Raw genomic sequence first — 21,004 nt, 5'->3', positions numbered from 1 at the left:
GGAACCATCAGGCGGGGGCTTCCGGAAACTTATCGTTCCGAGATTCTGGAATGCGAACGGGCGAGGCCAGATAGCCCCGCCCGCCCGTTTGCCGACTTGCCCTCATGCCAGTCGGCGAGGGAGTTTCTCCCGTCAGAACTTGACGCCGGCACGGACACCATAGGTGCGCGGATCGGCGAAAGTGACAGCTCCGAACAGCCCGGTGCTTGCTCCGGTTACCACGAGGTTGTTCTCGAGGTTTTCGGCAAATGCGGCGAAGTAGAAGCGATCCTCCGGCGCTCTGTAAGTCACCGAGACGTCGGTCTTCGTCGCTGCCGGCTGGTAGAAGTAGGCAAAGTTGGCGAGGTCGGTCACTTCGTAACGGCTGCGGGCCGCAGTCTGTGCGTCGAACACGATGCGCCCTTCGCCCACCGGCAGGACATAGTTCGCCCCGGCAACCCAGCTCCACTTCGGGCTGCGATTGAGCGCACGACCGGCGAAATTCACCGAGCGGCGTACATTCGGCGTGACCGAAGTATCGTTGTATGCAGGAGCATATTCGTCATATCGGGCATCGAGCCAGTTCAGTGCCAGCCTGACCGTCAAGCGATCCGAAGGCTGGATCTGGGCATCAAGCTCCACGCCATCAACCTTCGCCTTCGCAGCGTTGGTCGTAACCTGGCAAGGCCCACCGCAAATGTCGGACAGCTGCGAAAGCTGCAGGCCTGCATAGTCATAGTGGAAGATCGTGCCGTTGAGGCGGAATGCCGGGCTGAAGCGGAACTTGAAGCCTGCTTCATAAGCGGTGAGGGTTTCGGGATCATAGTAAAGCGCTTCTGCGGGCAATGCGCAGTTGGCACCCTTGCCGATCTCGCAGCCATCGTTGAAGCCACCTGCCTTGTAACCGGTGGAGACCGACGCGAAGATCAGGCCGAGCGACGTGTCGTAATCGACCCCCGCCCGCCAGGTCACGCGGCTGAAGGTGCGCTTGGCATCGTTGTTCTGGTTGATCTGGCGGCGGATGAAGTTGCCGATGCTATAGGATGTGCCGATGCTGTCGTAGTAATCGACCACCGTGTTGCCGACGCGCGACTTGAGGTCGTGCGAGTAGCGGACGCCGCCCGTGATCTTCAGGTCAGGGACAATTTCATAGGTTGCCTGCCCGAAGACTGACTTGTTCTCGGCAATTGTCGGGTCCTGCGGGAAGCCGAAGCGCGTGTTGGCACCCAGCAGATTGTTCAGGAAGAAGGCAATGCCTGACTTTTCCTTGAAGTAGTATCCGCCGATCTGCGCCTGCAGCGGGCCATCACCACCATAAGCGAGACGGACTTCCTGCGAGGTTTGCCAGTACTTGCCCGCAAAGTCTGCCGAGAACGCGCCATTGGCGGCGTTGCTGAATTCCTTGCGTTCCGATTCACGGTATGACCCGAGATAGGTAAGCGTGACATTGCCCAACGTGTAGTTGAGCTCGCCCATCACGCCCTTTTCCTCGTTGTTGCGGAAGGCCTGCTGCGCCTGCGTGCGGCTCAACGTGCGGGCGACATCGGGATCGGCGCCCAGATAGGTTGGCGCGCTGAAGTTCTGGCGACCACCGCTCGTGATGTTGCTATAGAACTGCGTGGTGGGAACACCGTTGGTGGGGTTGCCCTTCACCTTGCTGTAATCACCGACAAGCAGAAGGCTGAGGTCAGGGGTCGGCTTGAACAGTGCTGACAGGCGGACAGACTTGTTGTCCTTGAACTTGTTGAGCGTCACGCCATCGTTCGGTGCGCCATCGATGAGATAGCTGTCACGCTGGTCGATGTTCGCGGCAACGCGGAAGGCAATCGTTTCGCCAGCCGGGACGTTGATGACGGCAGTACCATTCAGCGCGTTGAAATTGCCGTAGGAAACATCGGCGCGTGCGCCAAATTCGAACTTGGGCTGAACCGTGAGGATGTTGACCACGCCGGCCGTCGAGTTGCGCCCATAGAGCGTGCCCTGCGGGCCGCGCAGCACTTCTACCCGCTCGATGTCGAAAAACGAGACTTCCTGAGCCTGCGGACGCGCCAGGTAGACGCCGTTGACCATGAAGGCCGCCGAAGGATCGCCCTTTTCGGTACCGTCGGTGCTGGTCACGCCGCGAATGGTGATCTGCAGGCCGTTGCCGCGCACGATAGACAGGTTGGGAACGCTTTCCTCAAGCTGCGTCGGGTTGGTGATGCCCGAGGCGATCAGATCGTCACCGCCGACAGCCGTCATTGCAATCGGGGTCTTGGACAGCAGCGACGAAGTGCGGTTTGCCGTGACGACGATGTCGCCATCTGTCGGCGCCTCGCTGGCATCCTGGGCGTAGGCGGACGTAGCCGCCAGAGACAGTGCCGATGCCAGGCACGCGAACTGCAGTTTTCTCATCGTAATCCTCCCTTTTGAAACCTGCACCCTTATCGACAGCGCTGTCAGCAGAGGGGGCGCCAGGGCTCACATATCGCCCCTGTGGCTTGGTTCTGGCATCCCTCTCAGCCGCTGCAATGTATACGCGCGGTCGTTATGCCTCTTGCCTTGCATACTTGTTTTGACAGCGCAAGCCAAAATTGTTGCCAGTTCCCACTGGCCTTGTTGAGGGTATCGTCAGCCTTGCACGTCGGGACTGGTGAAAAGGCGAGCGTATCCTTCGAGCGCGTTCGAAGCGTTGAACATGTGCGCACGCATCAGTTTGGCCGCTTCTTCCCCATCGCCACGCATTACGGCCTCGACCAGTTCGCCGTGTTCGTTGCGCGACCGCGCGGGTCGTCCACCCTGTCGCAACTGCGCTCTGCGAAAGGCGGCCATGCGCTCACGAAGGAGCTTTGCCTGTTCCACGATGAAGGTGTTGTGGGTTCCCTCATAAATCGCATCGTGGAACCGCCAGTTCAGTCGGTCGTACTCCTCCACATCGTCATTCTCCACCAAAATGGCCGATTCTTCGTGGATTTTCCTCAGCGCGCTCCGTTCGAGAGGGGTCATTCGCCACGCCGCCAGGCGCACGCACAGCGCTTCGATTTCCGCTGAGAGTTCGAACATCTCGAACACCCGCTCTGCCGTCATCGCGGCCACGACCGCACCGCGCCGCGGTCGCATTTCGACCAGTCCCTCCGCGGCCAATTGCCGCAAGGCTTCGCGAACCGGCGTGCGCGAGGCGCCGAACCGGTCGCCCAGTTGCTGCTCGTCCAGCTGGGTGCCGGGCGCCAGAATGCCGCTGGTAATTTCGTCCGCAAGCGCGAGGCGGATGCGCTCCGAACGCAGCATCCCGCCGGCGTGGTCATTTTCCGAAATCATGTTGATGCATGCCCGATAGTGTGATTATGGAATTCTTGCATACACACACTCCGGAAACAACCTGTTCCCGAGTCCTGCTCAAGGACCTGCCAATTGCCTTACGGTGCGCCGCACGACATCCTCAGCCTGTTTCTGGGCCATTGCGAATCTCAACCATGTGCACCCTTCCTGATCGGTCCGGATGGAGCAGAGCTGAGTTACCGTAGCGCCGCAGTTCGCGCTGCCCAGATCGCCCATGCATTTCGCGCCAATGGCGTGATGCCGGGCGACCGTGTGGCTGTCCAGGTCGAGAAATCGCAGACAGCGTTGCTCACCTGGCTGGCCGCGCTGCTGTCGGGCGCTGTCTACCTCCCGCTCAACACTGCGTATACGATAGGCGAATTGCGCTACTTCCTTGGTGATGCGCGCCCCGCCCTCGTTCTGTGCCGTACCACTGATGAGGCGGCCATGTCGGACTTGTGCAGCGAGCTTGGCCTGCCTGCGCTGCTGACGCTCGACACAGAAGGCACCGGCGGAACGCTCGTCGCAGCCGCGGCAGGCCAGCCCGAAGCCTTCCCGCGCCACATTCCGCAGCCGGACGACCTCGCTGCGATCCTTTACACCTCCGGCACAACCGGGCGCAGCAAGGGAGCAATGCTGAGCCATGCGAACCTGGCCTCGAATGCGCTGACCCTGCTCGATTATTGGCGCTTCACCAGCGCCGACCGGTTGCTTCATGCCCTGCCGATCTTTCACACGCACGGCTTGTTCGTGGCAACCAACGTCACGATCGCGGCGGGCTCGGCGATGATCTTCCTGCCGCGGTTCGATGCTGATGAACTTGTCAGGCTGATGCCGCAGGCAAGCGTGTTGATGGGGGTGCCGACCTTCTATTCGCGGTTATTGGGCCATGCCGGTTTCACTCGCGAGCTTGTCAGCCATATGCGCCTCTTCATTTCAGGTTCGGCGCCCCTCTCGGCGGAGGTCCACAAGGATTTTGCCGCTCTCACCGGGCAAGCGATCCTCGAACGCTATGGCATGACCGAAACCAACATGAACACTTCCAATCCCTATGATGGCAAGCGCAAGCCGGGCAGCGTAGGATTCCCGCTCCGGGGCGTGATCTTGCGCATTGCCCAGCCCGAAAGCGGAGTCGAAATGCCCCAAGGCGAGATTGGCGTGATCGAGGTCAAAGGACCCAACGTGTTTCGCGGTTACTGGCAGATGCCTGAGAAGACTGCCGAGGAATTCCGCGACGATGGCTTCTTCATCACCGGCGACCTGGGCTACATCGACCCGCAAGGCTATGTGCATATCGTCGGCCGTGCCAAGGATCTGATCATCGCCGGGGGCTTCAACATCTATCCGGCCGAAGTCGAAGCCGTGCTCGATGAGATCCCCGGCATCGCCGAAAGCGCGGTGATTGGGGTGCCCCACGCCGACATGGGCGAGGCGGTCGTTGCCGTGGTGAAGGCGACCGACCCGACGCTCGATGCCGATAGGGTAATTGCCGCTCTGGCTGACAGGTTGGCCCGCTTCAAGCAGCCGCGCGCGGTCGTTTTCGTTGATGAATTGCCGCGCAACACCATGGGCAAGATGCAGAAGGCACTGCTAAGACAGGAATATGCCGCACTCTTCGCCAGCTAGGGCAACGTGCGGGAGGGGAATGAGAGATGTTGATCCTGTCGATCGCGATTCTGGTCGCGATCTTCGTGGCGGCAGTGTGGTTGCCGGTAAACATGGGGCTGATCGGCTTCGCAGCAGCTTTGGCGCTTGGCGTATTCGGCGCAGGACTGCCGGTAAAGGAGGTTCTGGCAGGCTTTCCTGCCGACCTGTTCCTGACCCTGCTCGGCATCACCTATCTGTTCGGGATTGCCAGCAGGAATGGCGCGATAGACTGGCTGGTGGCGCGCGCGGCGGGGCTGCTGGGCAGTCATACGGCGCTTTTGCCGCTGCTTGTCTTCCTCGTCGCCGGCGTGCTGACGGCGCTTGGCGCTGTCGGGCCTGCTGCGGTCGCCATCGTCGCCCCGATTGCCATGCGCTTTTCGCGCAGCCACGGCTTTTCGCCATTGATGATGGGCCTGCTCGTTGTCCACGGCGCCCAGGCAGGAAGCTTCTCGCCCATCTCGATCTACGGCGGCATCACCGCCAAGGTCCTCACCGGCAGCGGCATCGAGCCTGATGCGCAATACCTGTTCATCGCCAGCGCGGCCTTCAATGCCGCAATCGCCCTCATGGTCTGGCTGTTCTATGCCCGGCGCGAGGCGGTGGCAGGCACGAACCACGAAGGCCATGTTGAAGTGCCGGTGCTCGACCGCGATGGGGCGTGGACGCTTGCCGGCCTGCTGGCCCTCGCCGCCGGCGCGCTGCTGTTCAAGGTCGAGATCGGGTTCATGGCACTCATGGTGATCCTCGCGCTCGCAATGGTTGCGCCGCGTACGCAGCAGGGTGCGCTCAAGCAGGTTGACTGGTCCACCATCCTGCTCATCTCAGGCATCGTCATCTACGTGACCCTGCTCGACAGAATCGGCACGCTCGATGCAATCAGCGCACTGATCGGGCAGGTCGGATCGGCCAGTCTCGCAGTTCTTCTGCTATGCTATCTTGCCGGCGTCGTCTCGGCCTTTGCTTCGTCGACGGCGCTGCTAGGGGTCATCATCCCGTTAAGCCTGCCCGTTCTCGCTGGCGGTCACATCGCCGTCATGCCGGTCGTCGCGGCGATCTGCATTGCCAACACCATCGTCGATACCTCACCGTTTTCCACCAACGGCGCGCTGATCGTCGGCAATGCGCCCGAAGACGAACGCCCTGCCATGCTGCGCAAGCTGCTGCTTTATGCCGCAATCATCGTTGGCATCGGGCCGATGCTGGCATGGGCCGCCTTTGTCGGATTGCCCGGCCTTTGATCGTCTAGCCGAACCGGAAGCTGGTCACGGCAAGGCCGCCGAAGAAATCGTCCTGGTGAAACTGGACGCTGCATGGATCTGCTCCGGCAGCTCCGGCGATGACATGCAAGGGCAGCAGGTGCTCGGGCCGCGGATGCGCCTGCATGGCCGCAGGCCCATCCATCCACCGCTCGAGCGCGATCGCACGCTGGTCGCCATCGACACCGGAAAGGCTGTGGCGCAACCAGCGGTCGAAGGCATGCGACGCCGCCTGTCCCTTCACCCCGAAATTGCGCAGATTGTGATAAGACAGTCCCGAGCCCAATACGAGCACGCCCTCCTCGCGTAGCGGCGCAAGGAGGCGGCCCATGGCGATGTGTTCGGCTGCGTCGAAACTGGTCAGCACTGAAAGCTGGACAACTGGAATGTCCGCCTCGGGCCGGATCGGCTGCATCATCGAGAAGGTGCCGTGATCGAAGCCGCGCTTCGCGTCCCCGCAACAGTCCATGCCCCCGGCGCGTAGCAACTGGCTGACTCGACCGGCTAGCTCCGGACTCCCGGGAGCGGGATAGCGTATGCGATAGGTGTGTTCTGGAAAGCCATAGTAATCATAAAGCATCGGTGGCGCCGCGTTGGTCGAAACGTGCGGCACCGCCTCTTCCCAGTGTGCCGAAACCACGAGGATGGCCTTGGGCATGGCCCCCAAGGATGGGATGACAGCCTGCAGCGAACCTTCAAGCTGGTCGTATGCCCGGCGCATCGGGCCGTCCATCCATGGCCACGGGCCGCCGCCATGGTTGAGGAAGAACGTCGGAAGGCGGTCTGCAGTCTGGGTCAATTGTCATTCCCGGCGGTGTATTCAGTGGCCGAGATGGCACCTGCTGGGGCGCCGGACAAGATCGTCAGAGCTTCACCACCCGCATCCTCGGTACCACGTTCTCGGCTGCGTTGAACCAGCGCCACAGGCCTGTGCCGGAACGATGCCCGGCAAGATCGACCCAGTTGCCGAACCCCGGATCAGCATCGGCACAAACCACGATCACGCTGCCGTCCGGCTCCAGCCTGGCCATCGAATTGTTGAGCCACACCTTCTGGTGAACGTGGTCGAGCGATTCCATCCACCAGTTGTCGATCTGGACGTTCCACATGCGGCAGTCCGGCACCGGTGTTTCGATCACCAGCGCCTCGCCCGGCTGGAGGTCGAAGTAGAAGTGGCCGTACCAGATATTGGGATCGCCGCCCGCCTTCCAGAAAATCTCCTGCGGCGCATCGTAGAACTGGTTGGGATGCGCCTTGAACCATTCGGACCAGTTGGCGAAGGTATTGGCCGTGCCCCGCGCCCATGCGGCAGAGGCCATGAGTTGCTGTTCGATCAATGCGGGCGTGAGCAGCGCGGGCGCTGTCGGTCCATCACTGATCCGTTCCACCTTGATGTCGGCAGGGGTCTGCGTCTGCTTGTCGTCAAAGGTCTGGCGCACGATCAGCAAGGTGGTGTCGTCTGCCATCGGCAGCCAGTTGCCCGGCTGCGGATCGCGGCTGACCACGATCTCGAAGGTGCCGTCAGGCCCGAACTCCATCTGCGCGAATTCGATCTCGCCAGTCGAAGCCATCGTCCCGTCGATGGCATAGCGGTTGGCCTTGCTGCCGATCGAGAAATAGGGGACCGAGTTGCGCTTGCCGGTGATGCGATAGGTACGATCGCCCCGCACTACGCACTGCTGGTAGAGGTTGTCGGGGTTGTCGGCGCCGATCTTGATCTTGTCGTCGCACAACAGGAACAGGCGCGGAAAATCCGGGTCCGCGCTGTCGACCAGCATGTTGAGCGCGGTGCGCGCCAGACGGCTGAGATACCGCAGACCCTCGGCCTGATCGAGTGCGCTGGTCGGGCTCGACGGGCGTGCCAGAACCTCCCCCGCCTCGGCCAGTTCGCTGCAGAACCGGCGCCAGACGTGGCTGAGGTTGCTGGCTTCGGCGGAAAGGTCTGTCATGCTGTCATCCTGCCAGTTGTCCGCCGTCGACGGTAAACAGCGATCCGGTGATCTTGCGCGCCTTGTCGCTGGCGAGGAAGGCGAACATTTCCGCGATGTCTTCTGGCGCGCACGAACCGTCCAGCAGCTTGGGCGCGTTGCGCATCATCAGCGCCCAGTCCACGCCCTCGGGCGGAGGGGTGTTCTCCGTCATCGGCGTGATCACATGGCCGGGGCAGATCGCATTGATGCGAACACCTGCGGCAGCATATTCGATGGCCAGCCCCTTGGTGATCGCCGCCACCGCGTGCTTCGAGGCCGAATAGGCAGCGTTGTAGGGCTGGCCCTGCAGCGCGGCGGTGGACGCGGTGTTGACGATATTGCCCTTGCTCTTGAGCAGATGTGGCATCGCCGCCTGGCAGATCACGAAGACGCTCGTCGCGTTGACGTGCATGAGCAGGTCGAAGTCCTCTGCCGCAAAAGTCTCGGAGCGCCCCCATTTCAGCAGGCCAGCGATGTTGCAGACGATGTCGAGCCCTTCGCGCGCGGCGGTGTCCACCAGCGCGCGGCACGAGGCATAGTCGGTGGCGTCGTAGGCCTGCACTACCGGCGCCGTGCCCGAAGCGGCGGCGATCATCGCAGCCGTTTCCTCAAGCCCCGCAAGATTGCGATCACCGATGGTCAGCGACGCGCCCTCGGCGGCGAAGCGGATGGCCGTGGCGCGGCCGATGCCCGATGCCGCACCGGTTACCAGCGCCTTTTTCCCTGCGAACAGCATCAGAACTTCACGCCCAGCGTGAGGCCGTAAGTGCGCGGATCGGGGAAATACCCGACCGTCAGGCCGCCAAAGCCCGGGCCAAAGTCGATGAAGTTGGAAGGATCGCGCTCCTTGGTCAGGTTCTTGACCCACAGCGCCAATTCAGCCTTCGCCCCGCCCAGCGGCACTTCGGAAACTGCGGCGCGCAGGTTCACGATGGTGCGGCCCCTGGACTTGGTGTTGTTGGCGTTCTGGTCCGACGGGTTGGTCGTGTTCAGGGCATAGGGGAAAGTGTAATAGCTGGAGACATAGTTGATGTCGCCGTTCACGTTGAAGCGGCCCCAGTCACCCTGCGCCACGCGCAGGTCGACGCCCGCTGCCGCCGTGGTCTTGGGTGTGTGCGGGAAGGCGCGGTTGTCGGCGACGTTGGTATCCACACCGCCCACTGCCTCGATATAGCTCTTGTACTTCGGGTCAAGGAAGGCGAGCGAGCCGTTGATCGTCAGAACGTCGACCGGACGGATCACCGTCTCGATTTCCAAGCCGCGGATGCGCGCGGCAGCTGCGTTCTTGACGACCGAGGCTGCCGCACCGTTGGCGGTGAAGACCGAAAGCTGGATGTCCTTGTGCTCGTCCCAGAAGCCGGCGACGTTGAAGATCACCTTGCCATCGGCCAGCTTGGTCTTGATGCCGACTTCGTAGCTGTCGACCGTTTCCGGGCGATAGGGGTTGCACAGCTCAAATGCGCCGGTCGGGCAAGCCGCCGTCGGCTGGCGGAAGTCGTTGGTTTCGCCATTGAAGCCGCCCGACTTGAAGCCTTGCGCGAAGCGAGCGTAGAGATTGATGTTCTCGTCTGCCTGATAGGCCAGCGTGATCGCCGGGTTGAAGCGGTTGTACTTGGCATCGGGCACGCCGCCATAGGGGATGTTCGCCGCGACGAACGGGGCGAAGATGCCGTTTGCCGGATCGAAGTTGATGCGCAGGAAGCGGCGCACATCCTTCTTCTCGTGCGTGTAGCGCCCGCCGAGCGTCAGCTTCAGGGCATCAGTGATGTCGTAATCGACCTGCGCGAATACGGCGAACGCCTCGGTGTTCGATCCGTAGTCGGACTGGTAAGACGCACCGCCGCCGAAGAAGCTTTGCGGCCCGAGCGTTTCGGCCTTTTCCTTGTAGTAGAACACGCCCGCGACGTACTTGAGCTTGTCGCTCATCGTCTGGCCCGAAACCTGCAGTTCCTGGCTCCAGCTGTGGAAGCTGGTATCGCGCTGGGTCAGCGCCACCGGCAGCGGCGAGCCATCAAGATCGAGCGAGTCCGCCCACTTGAGATTGCGGTAGGCGGTGATCGACTTGACCGTGGCGCCGCCGAGGTCGAGCGCGAGGGTCAGCGCGTGACCATAAGTGCGCGAACGTTCGTAAAGCGGGTTGGCGTCGAGAGATGCGGTCGACTGGCGGTCGGCCCGGTCATAGAGGTTGAGCGGGAAGAACGCTCCGCCGTTGGCATAGCCGGGCGAGTTGGGATCGAAGATGTCCTGGGGAAGGCCATTGCGGTTGACGCGGACCAGCTGGGCATAGTCCGGGCGCTGATCGAACTTCGAATAGTCGAACATGTAGTCGGCGGTGAAGTTGCTGCCTTCAGGCTTGAAGCGCAGCTGGACCATGCCGCTCTTGCCGTCGAGGTCGTTGGTGCGACCGGTGCGCGCAGGGCCCGCGGCTACCGCCTGGGGATAGGGATTGGGCGTCAGCCTGATGAAGCCGTCACGCTTCTGGATCTGGCCCGAAAGCTTGAGCGAGAAGGGCCCCATCGCCGGAAGATCGACCACGGCGCGCCCCTTCCAGTAATCGTAGTTCCCATACGTCAGCTCGCCCTTCACGCCCAGTTCGCCGCTCGGCGCCTTGGGCACGAGATTGACGGCACCGGCCAGCGCGTTGCGGCCATAAAGCGTGCCCTGCGGACCGCGCAGGATTTCAACGCGCTCCAGGTCGGCCACGTCGAAGATCGAACCCTGCGCCTTGGCAATGTAGACGCCGCCCAGGTAAAGGCCGACGGCAGGTTCCCAGGTCACGGCCGGGTTGATCGTCACCGATCCGCGGATGGCGATCTGCGAAATCGTCTTGTTCGATGGCGCACGTTCGAACTTCACGTTCGGCGCGATCGAGCCGAGGCTGTCGATCGAGGTGATCCCGCGCGTCTCGAGGAACTGGCTGCTCACCGCCGAGATGGCGATCGGCACGTTCTGGATGTTTTCGGCCCGCTTCTGCGCAGTGACGACGATCTCGCCGATACCCGAGGTATTTTCGGCAGCAGTGTCTTGCGCGGAATCCTGCGGCAAATCTTGCGCGAATGCCGGTGCTGCAACAAAGGCGAGCGAGCTCAATGCCGTAGCGGCGAGCAGTTTCCTCACGATGTCCTCTCCCTCTCCAGGATACTTTCCGATGCGCTTTCGCGCAATCAATTCGGACTTAAGCTACGCATATGCAGCGAGGATGGCAACTGGAAACTCTGTATTTCGGCAAAATGCGTCGCACTCGCTGGCGAGTGTTGCGCAAAGCACGCATTTTTGCAGTTCACGGCTTGCCCTACGTGCACGCGCGGTGACGCGCAGCAGCACTGCCGCTTTTCAAGGAGAAACGTAGGGAGGACTGCGCCTTGCCGGCATGACGCGGCACGGGGACAGGCTTGCGCGTTACTTCAAGCCGTAGCGCGCGTAATCCTGCACCAAACCCGGCGCGACCTTGCGAAAGTAGGCAAGATCGGCCTTCGCATCCGGCTTGCCCATGGCGTTGCCGATCCAGGCCCTCAGATAAAGCGACGCGAGTTGGGACGGCGAGATCTTCAGAGCAGCTTCGACGTCGGCCAACGCGTTTTGCAGGTTGCCTTGCGCCAACCAGGCCAGTGCCCGGCTGTCCAGCACGGCGGCAGCATTGGAAGCCCGTTCGACCGCCTGGTTGCAAGCCTTGATCATACCGTCGGAATCCACCCGGAAACGTGCCCGATACCAGCAAGCAGCATTGAGCAGCGACGTGTCTCCGGGCTTCTCCTCAATCAGCCCGTCGATCTCCTTCAGACCGTCTACCCCCTTCCCTGCGAAAGCCAGAATGTCCGCACGGGTCAGGACGACGCCGGTGTGTTCGTCGCCCATGTCGTCGTATTCGGTGAGCAGGGCCAGCGCCTCGTCAGTCTTGCCTTCGCGGCCGAGGGCACCAGCCAGTGAGATGGCGTTGGAGACCGATGGCGCCAGCTTCAACGCCTCACGATGATCCGTGATCGCATCGGCCCAACGACCCATCTGCCGCTTGGTGAAGGCGCGCCTGCCGTAGGTCCAGGCATCGGGCGCCATAGCGATTACCTTGTCCCAGTCGGCCAGCGCCCCATCCAGATCTTGCACGGATTCCCGCAGATCGGCACGGCGCGCCAAGGGATCGCTCTGCGCATCGCCGGTTTCCCGCGCCAGCGCCTTTTCGTAGGCTGCCTCGATCGGCGCGATGCGCGCCTTCAGCGCTGGCTGCTGATAGCGCCATGCGCGGGCTGCGGTCACAGGGGCAACAAGGAATGGCACCGTGTTGCGCAGGCGCAGCGCCTTTGCCTTTTCCACGGGTATTTCCGAAGCGGGCAGTTCACCGCCAAGCGAGGCGCGCTCTTCGCTGATGGTGAAGCGCTGACCTTCGAGCGCCCCCTTCCGGGTCACGGTCGTTCCAGCGAAAGTTGCCTCGTATTCGGCCCTTCCGCCCAACTTGAAACCCGGCTCGTCAGCCGGGAGCAGAACTTCGATCTCCTCTCGCACTCGTTCCGCGCGGCCAAGGTTGACGGGGATCGCCTTCCAGTTTGCCCGGCTGCGATCGTGGTCGAAGGAGGCGCTGGCACTGCCCAGGCCGCGCATGTCCATGCGCTTGGTGCCATCGCGGTCCAGGAAAAGGGAAATGACCATGCCTTCGATTGTAACGGTGGCCGTCCCGGTCTCGCTGTCGAACGCGGTTGTCCCGCCAGTGATGATGCCGCCGTCGTCGGTCAGGTCCTTGAAGATCGAGTCCGCCAGGGATTTGATCATCTGCTTCTTCTGTTCTTCGCTGGCCTGCCCGAACGCGGCACCAAGGTTGCTGCCCAGCATCCCTGAAAAAGTCGGAGTCGCCGAGATCAAGGCCGGCATCTCGACCCCGGCGCGCTGATCGATCGTGATCTTCACGGAGGCCATCGGTGCCTGGGGCACGCGCGGTTCCATCGCCACGAGCGTTGCGCCTTCAGCCCGGATCGGCAGCGCATGACGGAACGGAGGGACATCGGCCAGCGTCTGCAGCCGCGTGCCGGTTGCAGTACCGTCGAGCCAATAGGTCGTCCCTGCGATCTCGGCGCGCACGATGACATGGTCGAACGCTGCGGGCATCGGCAGCGATTCCGGCACGGCATCGCCCGTCTGGCTATTGACGGCAACGACCTCTGCCTTGATCCCCAAGGCTTCAAGCAAGGAGAGCAGAAGCAGGGATTTCGCCTTGCAATCGCCGTAGCGCGAGGTCCAGGTCAGCGAAGGGGCTTGCGGCACGTAGTTCCCGCCGGCCATGCCGTTCAGCAGATAGCTGACCTGATCCTGTACCAACCGTGTGGCCAGAGCTGCGCGGGTCAGCGGGTCCGCGCTCTGCTTCTCGATCTTGGCGACTTCTGCTGCCAGCGGGCTGCCTGGCGCAATCGCGTCCTTCGTCGAATAAAGCGGTGCGAACACCCGCGAGACTTCTTCCCAGCTGCCGAACGTGGTGGCTTCCAGCGTGGGCGGCCGGGTAAAGCGCGATGGCACGCCTTGCGGCATCTCCTCTCGCTTTGCCAGTGGCAGCGCCACGTTCACGGTGTGCCAGCCGTCCTTGACACTTTCGGTCGGGCTGCCGGCCGCCGGGCCCGCCTGCCACTTTACCGCGAGGCCTTCGGGCCAGGAAACGCTGGTGCGTGCAAAGCCTGCCTCGAGCGGCAGGGTCAAGAGACCGCTGTCGATCTGCACTTTCCCCTGCAACGCCTTGTCGCGCATGGTCTGGCTATAGGCAATCCGCACCACATCGCCGACCTGCAGCCCGGGAATGGCGAGAGTGGCGGTCAACATGCCGTCGATCTGGCGCTGCTCCAGCCCTCGCTCCCGTCGTAACACCTGATAGCGCGCGCCGCCCTTGAGCACGTCGATCACCTTGCCCGCGCGGAGAATCTCGACGCGATGAACTGTCAGATCGCCCTTGTCGGGCATCCACACCGCTGAACTCGTGCCGCTCTGTGTCAGCGATTCCGGGCTCCCCAGCTTGAGGGCCTGATCGACATAGACTCGCAGCGTCTCGCCTTCGATACGCTGCTGCACGTCGAGCAGGGCGATCGGGGTATTCGCCGCAGCGTCGATCTTTGCGGCATCGCGCACTTCGGCCCATTTCGGCGCTGGACCGTAAAGGACGGTCTCTCCGGCAAGTGCCGGTGCAGTAGTGGCAAGAAGACCGACAACGAACAGCGCGAATCTATTGCGCACGCAAACCCCCTGAAATTGAGGGGATTACCTGCCTTCTATTTGGATGTCTGGCAATTGCCCATCAAGCGCGCTGAACAGCCTTTATCCGGGATAGGACCATTTCGGCATGTTCCTTACGGCAGATCAGCAGGTCAGGCATGTATGTGTCAGCCTGGTTGTAGACGAGCGGGCTTCCATCGATGCGGCTGCAATGCAGGCCATGCGCCAAGGCGACTGCGACGGGCGCGCAGGAATCCCATTCGAACTGGCCGCCCGAATGAAGATAGATATCGGCATCGCCAAGGATAACGGCCATCGCCTTGGCCCCGGCGCTGCCCATCGGCACGAGCTCGGCCCCGATGGCCTCGGCCACGGCCACCGCTTCGTGCGCCGGGCGCGTGCGACTGACGACCATGCGCAAGGTTTCGGGCGCGGGCGGCACTTCGCGAGGCTGGTCGGTGCGCAGGACGATCCCGGCCCCCCCGTTGGCGCCTGGCAACGCCACCGCGCCTGTGCTTGCCACGCCGTCAATGGCCAGGCCGACATGGACCGCCCAGTCGGTCCGCGCCTCGCCATATTCACGCGTGCCATCGACCGGATCGACGATCCAGGTGCGCGAATACTGCAGCCGGTCAAGGTTGTCCTTTTCCTCCTCCGAAAGCAGGCCATCTTCCGGCCGCTGTTCGCGCAGGGCGTGGACGAGGAACTGGTTGGCCGTGGCATCGCCGGCCTTGCCCAGCTTCTTGAGGCTGAGCATTCCGCTTTCGCGCACCGTCAGCAGCAGCTTTCCCGCCACTTGGGCAAGATGGGCTGCAAGTTCTGCATCGGTCATCGCGGCAGAAGGCGTCACGGCATCAGTCATTCGGAGAAGCTCCCTCAGGCTCGGCTTGCAATTCAGCCCTTCGCCCCTAAACCAAAGCTCCCATATGGGAGGAAACGGTGGCATTCACGCATACGGACCAGCAGGAGCTTTTCCTGCCGCTTGTCGAGGGTGTTCACGAAACGCCGCCGTGGGGCGCGTTCATGCGCAATCTCGTCGCCCGCACATATGCGCGCCGCGCCTTCCTCATCATCACCCTGGCCAATGCCATGCCTTCGCAGGAGCCGACCGTCATCCATGTCACTGCGCCCCGCGCGGTGAGGGAGCGTCAACTTGACTTCCGCCGCATCAACGCGCTCGGCCTGCACCCCTATGGCCAGCTGCGGCCAGGCCGTGTCTATGCGATCGACGAGATGCTCGATTTTGACGATCCCGCGCGCCTTGCCCTGCAGCGCAGCGCTCTGGCCGAGATGGGCATTCGCTACGGGCGCTGGCTCCGCGTAAGCGCCGGCGGTGCGGCCGATGCGTGGCTGCTGCTGGTGCGCGAGCGTGAGGATTTCAGCTCTGCTGCCGTTTCCACCCTTGCCGCCATCGGCCCGCACCTTGCCGCTTCGCTGCGCACGCTCGCCGCACTTGCCGAACAGCGCTTGCAGACCGCGATGGCACAAGCAGCCCTTGCTCGGCTCGGCGCGGGTCAGCTCGCTTTTGACGCCGGCGGGCGGGTCATGGCAACCGACCCGCAGGCCGAGCGGATGCTGACCTTCGCTCCCGCCCCAGATCCCCGTGGTGGGCGACGGCTGCAGCTCCTGCCCGCTGCCAGCAGCGCGCTCGAAAAGGCTTGCAGCGCCATCGCCGAGGGCCATATCGAAGCGACCGCGATCCTGCTTGATCCTGCGCGTGACCTGCACATGCTCCTGCGCAAGTGCGACCTTGCCCTGCCCGAACCACACGCCCTGCCCGCCGTGATCGGTACGCTCCGCACCTCCGTCCGCGAGGATGAGCGCGCGGGAACCCGCATCCTGCGTGAACTGCACGGCCTGTCCGACCGCGAAGCCGCGCTTGCAGAGAAGCTGAGCCGTGGCGAGACGATCATCGAAGCGGGGCGTGCCCTGCGCCTGACCGACGAGACCGCACGAAACTATTCCAAGCGCATCTACGCCAAGACCGGGACGCGCGGACAGGGCGACCTTGTTCGCGAGGTGCTCGGCGGCCTCACTCCGTTTGCGTGAAAGCACCAAGCCAATGCCGGAAGCCACCGATTTCTCTGCCCGCCTCACTGCTCTTGAAGATCGCGAAGCTGTGCGAGAGCTTATCGCGCGCTACGGACCGCTTGCCGATGCAGGCGATGCCCAGGCCCTTGCCGAGCTCTGGACCGAGGATGGCGAATATGTCGTCACCGGCTTTGCCACGGCCAGGGGCCATGCCGAAATCGCCGCGCTGATCGAGGGCCCGGTCCACCGCCAGCTCATGGCCGATGGTTGCGCCCATCTCCTTGGCCCTGCTGCCGTCACTGTCGCAGGCGATGTCGCCACTGCGCGCTGTCATTCCTTGGTGCTGCGCCACGAAGCCGGCAGCTTTGTGGTCCACCGCGTCTCGGCCAACCGCTGGTCGTTCCGCCGCACCGCGAAGGGCTGGCGGGCAGTGCGGCGCGAAAACGCCCTGCTCGATGGTGCGGAGGCAGCCCGCGCACTCCTGAAGGGCGTGTAGGGTTAGCCCCCGCGCGATACCGGGATCAGGGCCCCGCTCAGGTTGCGTGCGCCGGGCGATGCCAGAAACACGATGACCTTGGCCAGCGAGGCCGGTTGCACCCACTGCGAAAAGTCGGCGTCGGGCATGTCGGCCCGGTTCGTCGGCGTGTCGATGATGCTTGGCAGCACGGCGTTGACCGTGCAGTCCGTCCCGGCAAGCTCGGCGGCAAGGCTCTCGGTCAGCTTGTGGACGGCTTGCTTGGATGCGGCATAGGCCCCCATCCCGCCGCTTGCCACCAGCGCGCTGCCCGCGCCGATGTTGACGATCGCCGCGCCCGGCGTCGCGCTCAGCGTCGGCAGCGCAGCCTTGGTCATGGTCACGCAGGTGGTCGCGTTCATCGCGAACATCCTTGCCCAGGTCTCGGGACCGCCATCGGCGAGCGTCTGCCACACGAAACCGCCCGCCACGTTCACCAGAACGGCAATGCCGCCCAGCGCCGCCTTGACTTGCTCTACCGCCGCCGCTGCGGCAGCGGCATCGGTCAGGTCCACACCGCCGATGTCGAGCCCGCCAGGGTTCGCGTCCGGCGCCGAGGGCGCAAAATCGATCCGCGCCACCTTGTCGCCATTGTCGCGGAACGCCTGCGCCACGGCGCGCCCCAGCACGCCAAAGCCACCTGTAACGATTACCGAACGCATCGTGTCAAAAACTCCTTCAAGGCCGTTGCGAATGGCGGATGCCACCATCGACGACAATCTCCGTGGCGGTGATATAGCTGGCTTCATCCGACAGGAGAAAGCGGATCGTCGTCGCGATCTCTTCGGGCTTGCCGAACCGGCCAGGGAATATGCGCGGACCGTAGATCTGCGCCATCCCGTCTCGCATCTCGCCAAGGATCGGCGTGTCGATCATGCCGGGGCTCAGGGCGTTGATGCGGATGCCATCGTGCGCAAGCTCGTCGGCCATGGACCGCACCAGCGATATGACCGCGCCCTTGGCCGCCGTATAGATCGGGATCATTCCGTTGCCGAACCATGCGTTGATCGAAGAGATTGCCACCACCGCGCCGCCCGGATGCGCCTTCAGGTCATCGCGGAAAGCCTGCACCAGTTCGATCACCGCGCGCACGTGCAGCGCCATTCCGGCGTCGAAGTTCTCGGGCGTGACCCCGCCAATTCCGGTCTGCACCGCCGTGCCAGCACCGTGGACGATACCGCCAATGCTGCCAAGCGCAGCGCGCGTTTCGATTGCGGCCGGGGCAACCGCCTGCGGATTGCGCAAGTCCACCGCGAGGCCCACCGCCGCCACGCCATATCGCGCCGCGATGTCGGCCGCGGCAGCCTGGGCGCCTTCGGCATTGATGTCCCACAGCGCCACCGGGCGCCCCACTTCGGCCAAGGCATGGGCGGTGGCCAGGCCGATGCCCGATGCCCCGCCGGTGATCACCACACCCGTCCCGGGCGTGCCCAGCCTCTCGTCACTCACGCTCATGCCGATTCCCTGCCTGATGGATTTGTGGCCAGGCACACCGTGTCAAACCCCAGGACATGCGCCACGCGGCCAAGGCCGACCCATGCCGCCACGCAATGCGCCAGATCGACGATCTCGCCATCGCTGAAGGCTTCGTGCATCCCGGTCCAGAAATCCTCGTCCGCCGCCAGTCCTTTCGGGTCCGTGCCGAAGCGCTCGGCAAAGGCGATGGCCAGCCGCTCCCGCGGTGAAAACAACCCGGAGTCCTGCCAGTTCTCCACCGCCGCATAGAACGCCTCGTCGGGCGCCGGGCCGTTTGCCGTCACCAGCCGCTCGGGCGTCTCGCCACCAACCGAGAAGGTGATTTCCGCATCGCGCGCCGCGCGGAAGTCCTGGCAGATCATGCAACCGTTGATCTGCGCCGTGCGCATGCGCGCCGCCTCGAACTCGCGTAGCGAGAGCCGGGTCTCGCGATAGACGGCAAAGGAAAATCCGGCTGCAGCGGCCATGATCTCGCGCGCATGGGTTCGCGCGGCATGGCCATAGGGATCGCTGGCCGCTTCGGCGGGCACGGAAATGCGCAACATCGGCAGGCGCTCCTCAGTTTGCAGGGATCTCGGGCACGGGGCCCATCGGCGGCACGTTGTGCGACCACGCCATGTCCTCGTGGCGCTCGGCAATGCGCCAGCCATCGGGCGTGCGGACCAGCCTGTCACGATACCAGAGACCGATGAAGAAGACCTGCTCCTCGCCCACCGCGCTGCGATGGACCATCGGGTTGAACAGGATCGTGCGCGCCCGGGCGGTGTCGCCGTCAAGGTCAAGCTTGGTCGTCGCCACCATGTGCTGGAACATCGGAAAGCGATCCAGCGCCACCGGCAACCACGCCTTGATCTGCGCGAAAGTACCCGCGGCGCCTCCGGTTTCGGAGTAATCGATCTGCGCGTCTGGCGTGAACACACGGTCAAGCGCGTCCCAGTCCCGTTCGTCGATTGCGAAGCAATAGCGCGCGAAGAGGTCCTGTATTTCCAGCCTGTCCGAGATTTCCTGAAGCGACATCATCGCGCTGCCCCTCTCCGCCTTGCTTTTGGCTGCGAATCATACGCAACTGCTTTGCTGTTGAGATCATTCATGGCGCTTCTCGCAAAAATTATCTACATTGTCTGCGCAATTTGTGTTGGTTGAGAAGGTCCATCGGCCGTCGGGCACTGGCAAGGCGGGGAGGGGCATCAGGAAGGACGTCTGCGGCCACAGCGCGACCTGGCACACACTTCCCGAGGTGATGCCCATGCACGCACGCCGTGTGGATGTCGCAAGTCCTCCATGTGCAATGAGCCGCAATTTTATCAATATCAAAAGCAGATATGCTTTTTGATTGACGATTTGCGTATCTGTTGCGATATCTTTTTACGAATGCATTGCCACGTAAAGCAGTGCGTGAGTCGAAAGTCGTACCGGAGGAGAGGCCGCTCATGGCCAGCGCAGCTGCAATTTCGCTCGAAAGCTCGATCCCGTCGGGCGAAGAGCTCGTCGCCCGGGCAAGGGCCATGATCCCCGCCTTGCGCCAGCGCGCGGCCGAATGCGTCGCCGGGCGTGACGTTCCGGCGCAATCCGTTGCCGAATTCCGTGAGGCTGGTTTCTTCCGCATCCTTCAGCCCAAGCGCTGGGGCGGCTACGAAATGCACCCCAACGTCTTCTACGATGTGCAGCGGGCCCTTGCCGAAGGTTGCATGTCCACCGGCTGGATGTACGGCGTGGTCGGTTGCCATCCTTATGAAATCGCGCTCTTTCACGAAGAAGCGCAGGCCGAGGTTTGGGGCGAGGACACCTCCACCCTCGTGTCCTCCTCCTACCAGCCCGTCGGCAAGGTCACCCCGGTCGAAGGCGGTTATCGACTCTCGGGCCGCTGGGGCTTCTCGACCGGCTCCGTCCATTGTCAGTGGGTCGTATTGGGCGCGATGGTCCCGCCGCGCGAAGAAGGCGGCGTGCCCGACATGCGCGCGTTCCTGTTGCCCCGCGCCGACTATACGATCGACACCGACAGCTGGCACGTCTTCGGTTTGCAGGGTACTGGCAGCCATGACATAATTGTCGACGATGTGTTCGTCCCCGAACACCGTACTCACCGTTCGATCGACGGATATCTCTGCACCAACCCCGGCCAGCAGACCAACACGGGGCCCCTCTACACCTTGCCCTGGGCCCAGGTTTTCATGCGCTCGGTCTCGACCGCTGCCTTCGGCGGCGCGCGCGCGGCGATTTCTGCCGCCATGGACATTGCCCAGAACCGCGTCTCGACCAACACCGGCAAGGCTTCCAAGAACGATCCGTTTCTTCTTGCCGCCATCGCCCGTGCGCAGGCCGAAGTGACGGAGATGGAGCAGACCCTGCGCCTCACCTTCGATGAATTGATGGCCCTGGCCGAAGCAGGCGAGCCGATCCCGATGGAGAAGCGCACCCTGTTTGCCTACAACTCGGCGAGCGTGGTGCGCCGCATGGCCGATCTGGTCGACGACATGGTCAAGCTGCTGGGCGGTCGCGCGATCTACACGTCCAGCGCGATCATCCAGCCCTGGCTCGATCTCAACGCCGGCCGCGCACACGTCGCCAATGACCCGGCCAATCGTACGCTCGACGTGGTCGGCGCGATGCTCGGTCAGGAACCGACCTTCACCTTCCTCTGATGGGAGCGC

17 protein-coding genes are annotated in these 21,004 nt (G+C 63.3%); 5 read left to right on the top strand and 12 right to left on the bottom strand.

All coding sequences use genetic code 11. The features are described from left to right. Positions 1-132 precede the first annotated feature (132 nt). Positions 133-2,373, bottom strand: coding sequence for a TonB-dependent receptor (locus tag NJ75_RS11595; RefSeq protein ID WP_052242385.1), 2,241 nt, complete (start codon positions 2,371-2,373; stop codon positions 133-135). Positions 2,374-2,589: 216 nt separating this feature from the next. Then, a complete protein-coding gene (locus NJ75_RS11590) occupies positions 2,590-3,276 on the bottom strand; it encodes a GntR family transcriptional regulator (RefSeq protein ID WP_039334576.1) in 687 nt (228 codons plus the stop codon). A 93-nt stretch (positions 3,277-3,369) separates the two neighbouring features. Between NJ75_RS11590 and NJ75_RS11585 the strand changes: the two genes are divergently transcribed. Further along, positions 3,370-4,902: a malonate--CoA ligase gene (locus tag NJ75_RS11585; protein WP_236727132.1), complete on the top strand. Its 1,533-nt coding sequence runs from the start codon at positions 3,370-3,372 to the stop codon at positions 4,900-4,902. 26 nt (positions 4,903-4,928) lie between these two features. Further along, entirely contained in the window at positions 4,929-6,161 is a 1,233-nt protein-coding gene (locus NJ75_RS11580) for an SLC13 family permease (protein ID WP_039334574.1), read from the top strand. A 4-nt stretch (positions 6,162-6,165) separates the two neighbouring features. Here NJ75_RS11580 and NJ75_RS11575 read toward each other — a convergent pair whose 3' ends face one another. From NJ75_RS11575 to NJ75_RS11550, 6 genes are all read right to left on the bottom strand, one after another. Continuing rightward, positions 6,166-6,978, bottom strand: coding sequence for a DODA-type extradiol aromatic ring-opening family dioxygenase (locus tag NJ75_RS11575; RefSeq protein WP_039334572.1), 813 nt, complete (start codon positions 6,976-6,978; stop codon positions 6,166-6,168). Positions 6,979-7,042: 64 nt separating this feature from the next. Then, complete coding sequence (locus NJ75_RS11570) at positions 7,043-8,128, bottom strand: DUF1214 domain-containing protein (protein ID WP_039334570.1); 1,086 nt, start codon at positions 8,126-8,128, stop codon at positions 7,043-7,045. A 4-nt stretch (positions 8,129-8,132) separates the two neighbouring features. Further along, positions 8,133-8,885, bottom strand: coding sequence for an SDR family NAD(P)-dependent oxidoreductase (locus NJ75_RS11565; protein WP_039334568.1), 753 nt, complete (start codon positions 8,883-8,885; stop codon positions 8,133-8,135). After that, positions 8,885-11,266 carry a TonB-dependent receptor gene (locus NJ75_RS11560; RefSeq protein ID WP_039334701.1) on the bottom strand — a complete coding sequence of 794 codons (2,382 nt, stop codon included), beginning with the start codon at positions 11,264-11,266 and terminating at the stop codon, positions 8,885-8,887. The genes NJ75_RS11565 and NJ75_RS11560 overlap by 1 nt, the downstream gene beginning before the upstream one ends. A 282-nt stretch (positions 11,267-11,548) precedes the next feature. Continuing rightward, positions 11,549-14,353 carry a DUF3857 domain-containing protein gene (locus tag NJ75_RS11555; protein WP_039334566.1) on the bottom strand — a complete coding sequence of 935 codons (2,805 nt, stop codon included), beginning with the start codon at positions 14,351-14,353 and terminating at the stop codon, positions 11,549-11,551. Between the two features lie 61 nt (positions 14,354-14,414). Continuing rightward, on the bottom strand, positions 14,415-15,164 hold the full coding sequence (locus tag NJ75_RS11550) for a 3'(2'),5'-bisphosphate nucleotidase CysQ (RefSeq protein ID WP_369820995.1): 750 nt from the start codon (positions 15,162-15,164) through the stop codon (positions 14,415-14,417). Between the two features lie 107 nt (positions 15,165-15,271). Here NJ75_RS11550 and NJ75_RS11545 point away from each other — a divergent pair, with 107 nt between their 5' ends. Together NJ75_RS11545 and NJ75_RS11540 are read left to right on the top strand one after the other, a co-directional pair. Next, entirely contained in the window at positions 15,272-16,381 is a 1,110-nt protein-coding gene (locus NJ75_RS11545; RefSeq protein WP_039334563.1) for a helix-turn-helix transcriptional regulator, read from the top strand. A gap of 13 nt (positions 16,382-16,394) precedes the next feature. After that, the gene (locus NJ75_RS11540; RefSeq protein WP_039334561.1) at positions 16,395-16,859 is read left to right on the top strand and encodes a nuclear transport factor 2 family protein; all 465 of its coding nucleotides are present in this window, start codon (positions 16,395-16,397) and stop codon (positions 16,857-16,859) included. Between the two features lie 2 nt (positions 16,860-16,861). Here NJ75_RS11540 and NJ75_RS11535 read toward each other — a convergent pair whose 3' ends face one another. Genes NJ75_RS11535 through NJ75_RS11520 form a run of 4 tightly spaced genes read right to left on the bottom strand, consistent with a single transcriptional unit; the run spans position 16,862 to position 19,373 of the window. Continuing rightward, positions 16,862-17,539, bottom strand: a complete 678-nt coding sequence (locus NJ75_RS11535; protein ID WP_039334700.1) for an SDR family NAD(P)-dependent oxidoreductase — start codon at positions 17,537-17,539, stop codon at positions 16,862-16,864. A gap of 16 nt (positions 17,540-17,555) precedes the next feature. Beyond that, positions 17,556-18,332: an SDR family NAD(P)-dependent oxidoreductase gene (locus NJ75_RS11530; protein WP_039334559.1), complete on the bottom strand. Its 777-nt coding sequence runs from the start codon at positions 18,330-18,332 to the stop codon at positions 17,556-17,558. Next, positions 18,329-18,898: a carboxymuconolactone decarboxylase family protein gene (locus tag NJ75_RS11525; RefSeq protein WP_039334557.1), complete on the bottom strand. Its 570-nt coding sequence runs from the start codon at positions 18,896-18,898 to the stop codon at positions 18,329-18,331. Before NJ75_RS11525 ends, NJ75_RS11530 begins: the two co-directional genes overlap by 4 nt. Before the next feature lie 13 nt (positions 18,899-18,911). After that, entirely contained in the window at positions 18,912-19,373 is a 462-nt protein-coding gene (locus tag NJ75_RS11520) for a nuclear transport factor 2 family protein (protein ID WP_039334555.1), read from the bottom strand. Positions 19,374-19,783: 410 nt separating this feature from the next. On the opposite strand from NJ75_RS11520, the gene NJ75_RS11515 reads away from it, so the two are divergent. After that, positions 19,784-20,995, top strand: coding sequence for an acyl-CoA dehydrogenase family protein (locus NJ75_RS11515; RefSeq protein ID WP_039334552.1), 1,212 nt, complete (start codon positions 19,784-19,786; stop codon positions 20,993-20,995). Positions 20,996-21,004: the final 9 nt, after the last annotated feature.

The organism is Novosphingobium subterraneum, assembly GCF_000807925.1.
GTDB classification, from domain to species: Bacteria; Pseudomonadota; Alphaproteobacteria; order Sphingomonadales; family Sphingomonadaceae; genus Novosphingobium; species Novosphingobium subterraneum.
The sequence above is the reverse complement of the archived record's forward strand: the minus strand, read 5'-3'. Positions and strand labels throughout refer to the sequence as shown.

What these genes read in the sequence shown, in the direction of transcription:
- NJ75_RS11540 (WP_039334561.1), top strand. Translation starts at nt 16,395, where the DNA reads ATGCCGGAAGCCACCGATTTCTCTGCCCGCCTCACTGCTCTTGAAGAT.
- NJ75_RS11580 (WP_039334574.1), top strand. Translation starts at nt 4,929, where the DNA reads ATGTTGATCCTGTCGATCGCGATTCTGGTCGCGATCTTCGTGGCGGCA.
- NJ75_RS11590 (WP_039334576.1), bottom strand. Translation starts at nt 3,276, where the DNA reads ATGATTTCGGAAAATGACCACGCCGGCGGGATGCTGCGTTCGGAGCGC.
- NJ75_RS11595 (WP_052242385.1), bottom strand. Translation starts at nt 2,373, where the DNA reads ATGAGAAAACTGCAGTTCGCGTGCCTGGCATCGGCACTGTCTCTGGCG.
- NJ75_RS11570 (WP_039334570.1), bottom strand. Translation starts at nt 8,128, where the DNA reads ATGACAGACCTTTCCGCCGAAGCCAGCAACCTCAGCCACGTCTGGCGC.
- NJ75_RS11520 (WP_039334555.1), bottom strand. Translation starts at nt 19,373, where the DNA reads ATGATGTCGCTTCAGGAAATCTCGGACAGGCTGGAAATACAGGACCTC.
- NJ75_RS11530 (WP_039334559.1), bottom strand. Translation starts at nt 18,332, where the DNA reads ATGAGCGTGAGTGACGAGAGGCTGGGCACGCCCGGGACGGGTGTGGTG.
- NJ75_RS11535 (WP_039334700.1), bottom strand. Translation starts at nt 17,539, where the DNA reads ATGCGTTCGGTAATCGTTACAGGTGGCTTTGGCGTGCTGGGGCGCGCC.
- NJ75_RS11550 (WP_369820995.1), bottom strand. Translation starts at nt 15,164, where the DNA reads ATGACCGATGCAGAACTTGCAGCCCATCTTGCCCAAGTGGCGGGAAAG.
- NJ75_RS11525 (WP_039334557.1), bottom strand. Translation starts at nt 18,898, where the DNA reads ATGTTGCGCATTTCCGTGCCCGCCGAAGCGGCCAGCGATCCCTATGGC.
- NJ75_RS11515 (WP_039334552.1), top strand. Translation starts at nt 19,784, where the DNA reads ATGGCCAGCGCAGCTGCAATTTCGCTCGAAAGCTCGATCCCGTCGGGC.
- NJ75_RS11565 (WP_039334568.1), bottom strand. Translation starts at nt 8,885, where the DNA reads ATGCTGTTCGCAGGGAAAAAGGCGCTGGTAACCGGTGCGGCATCGGGC.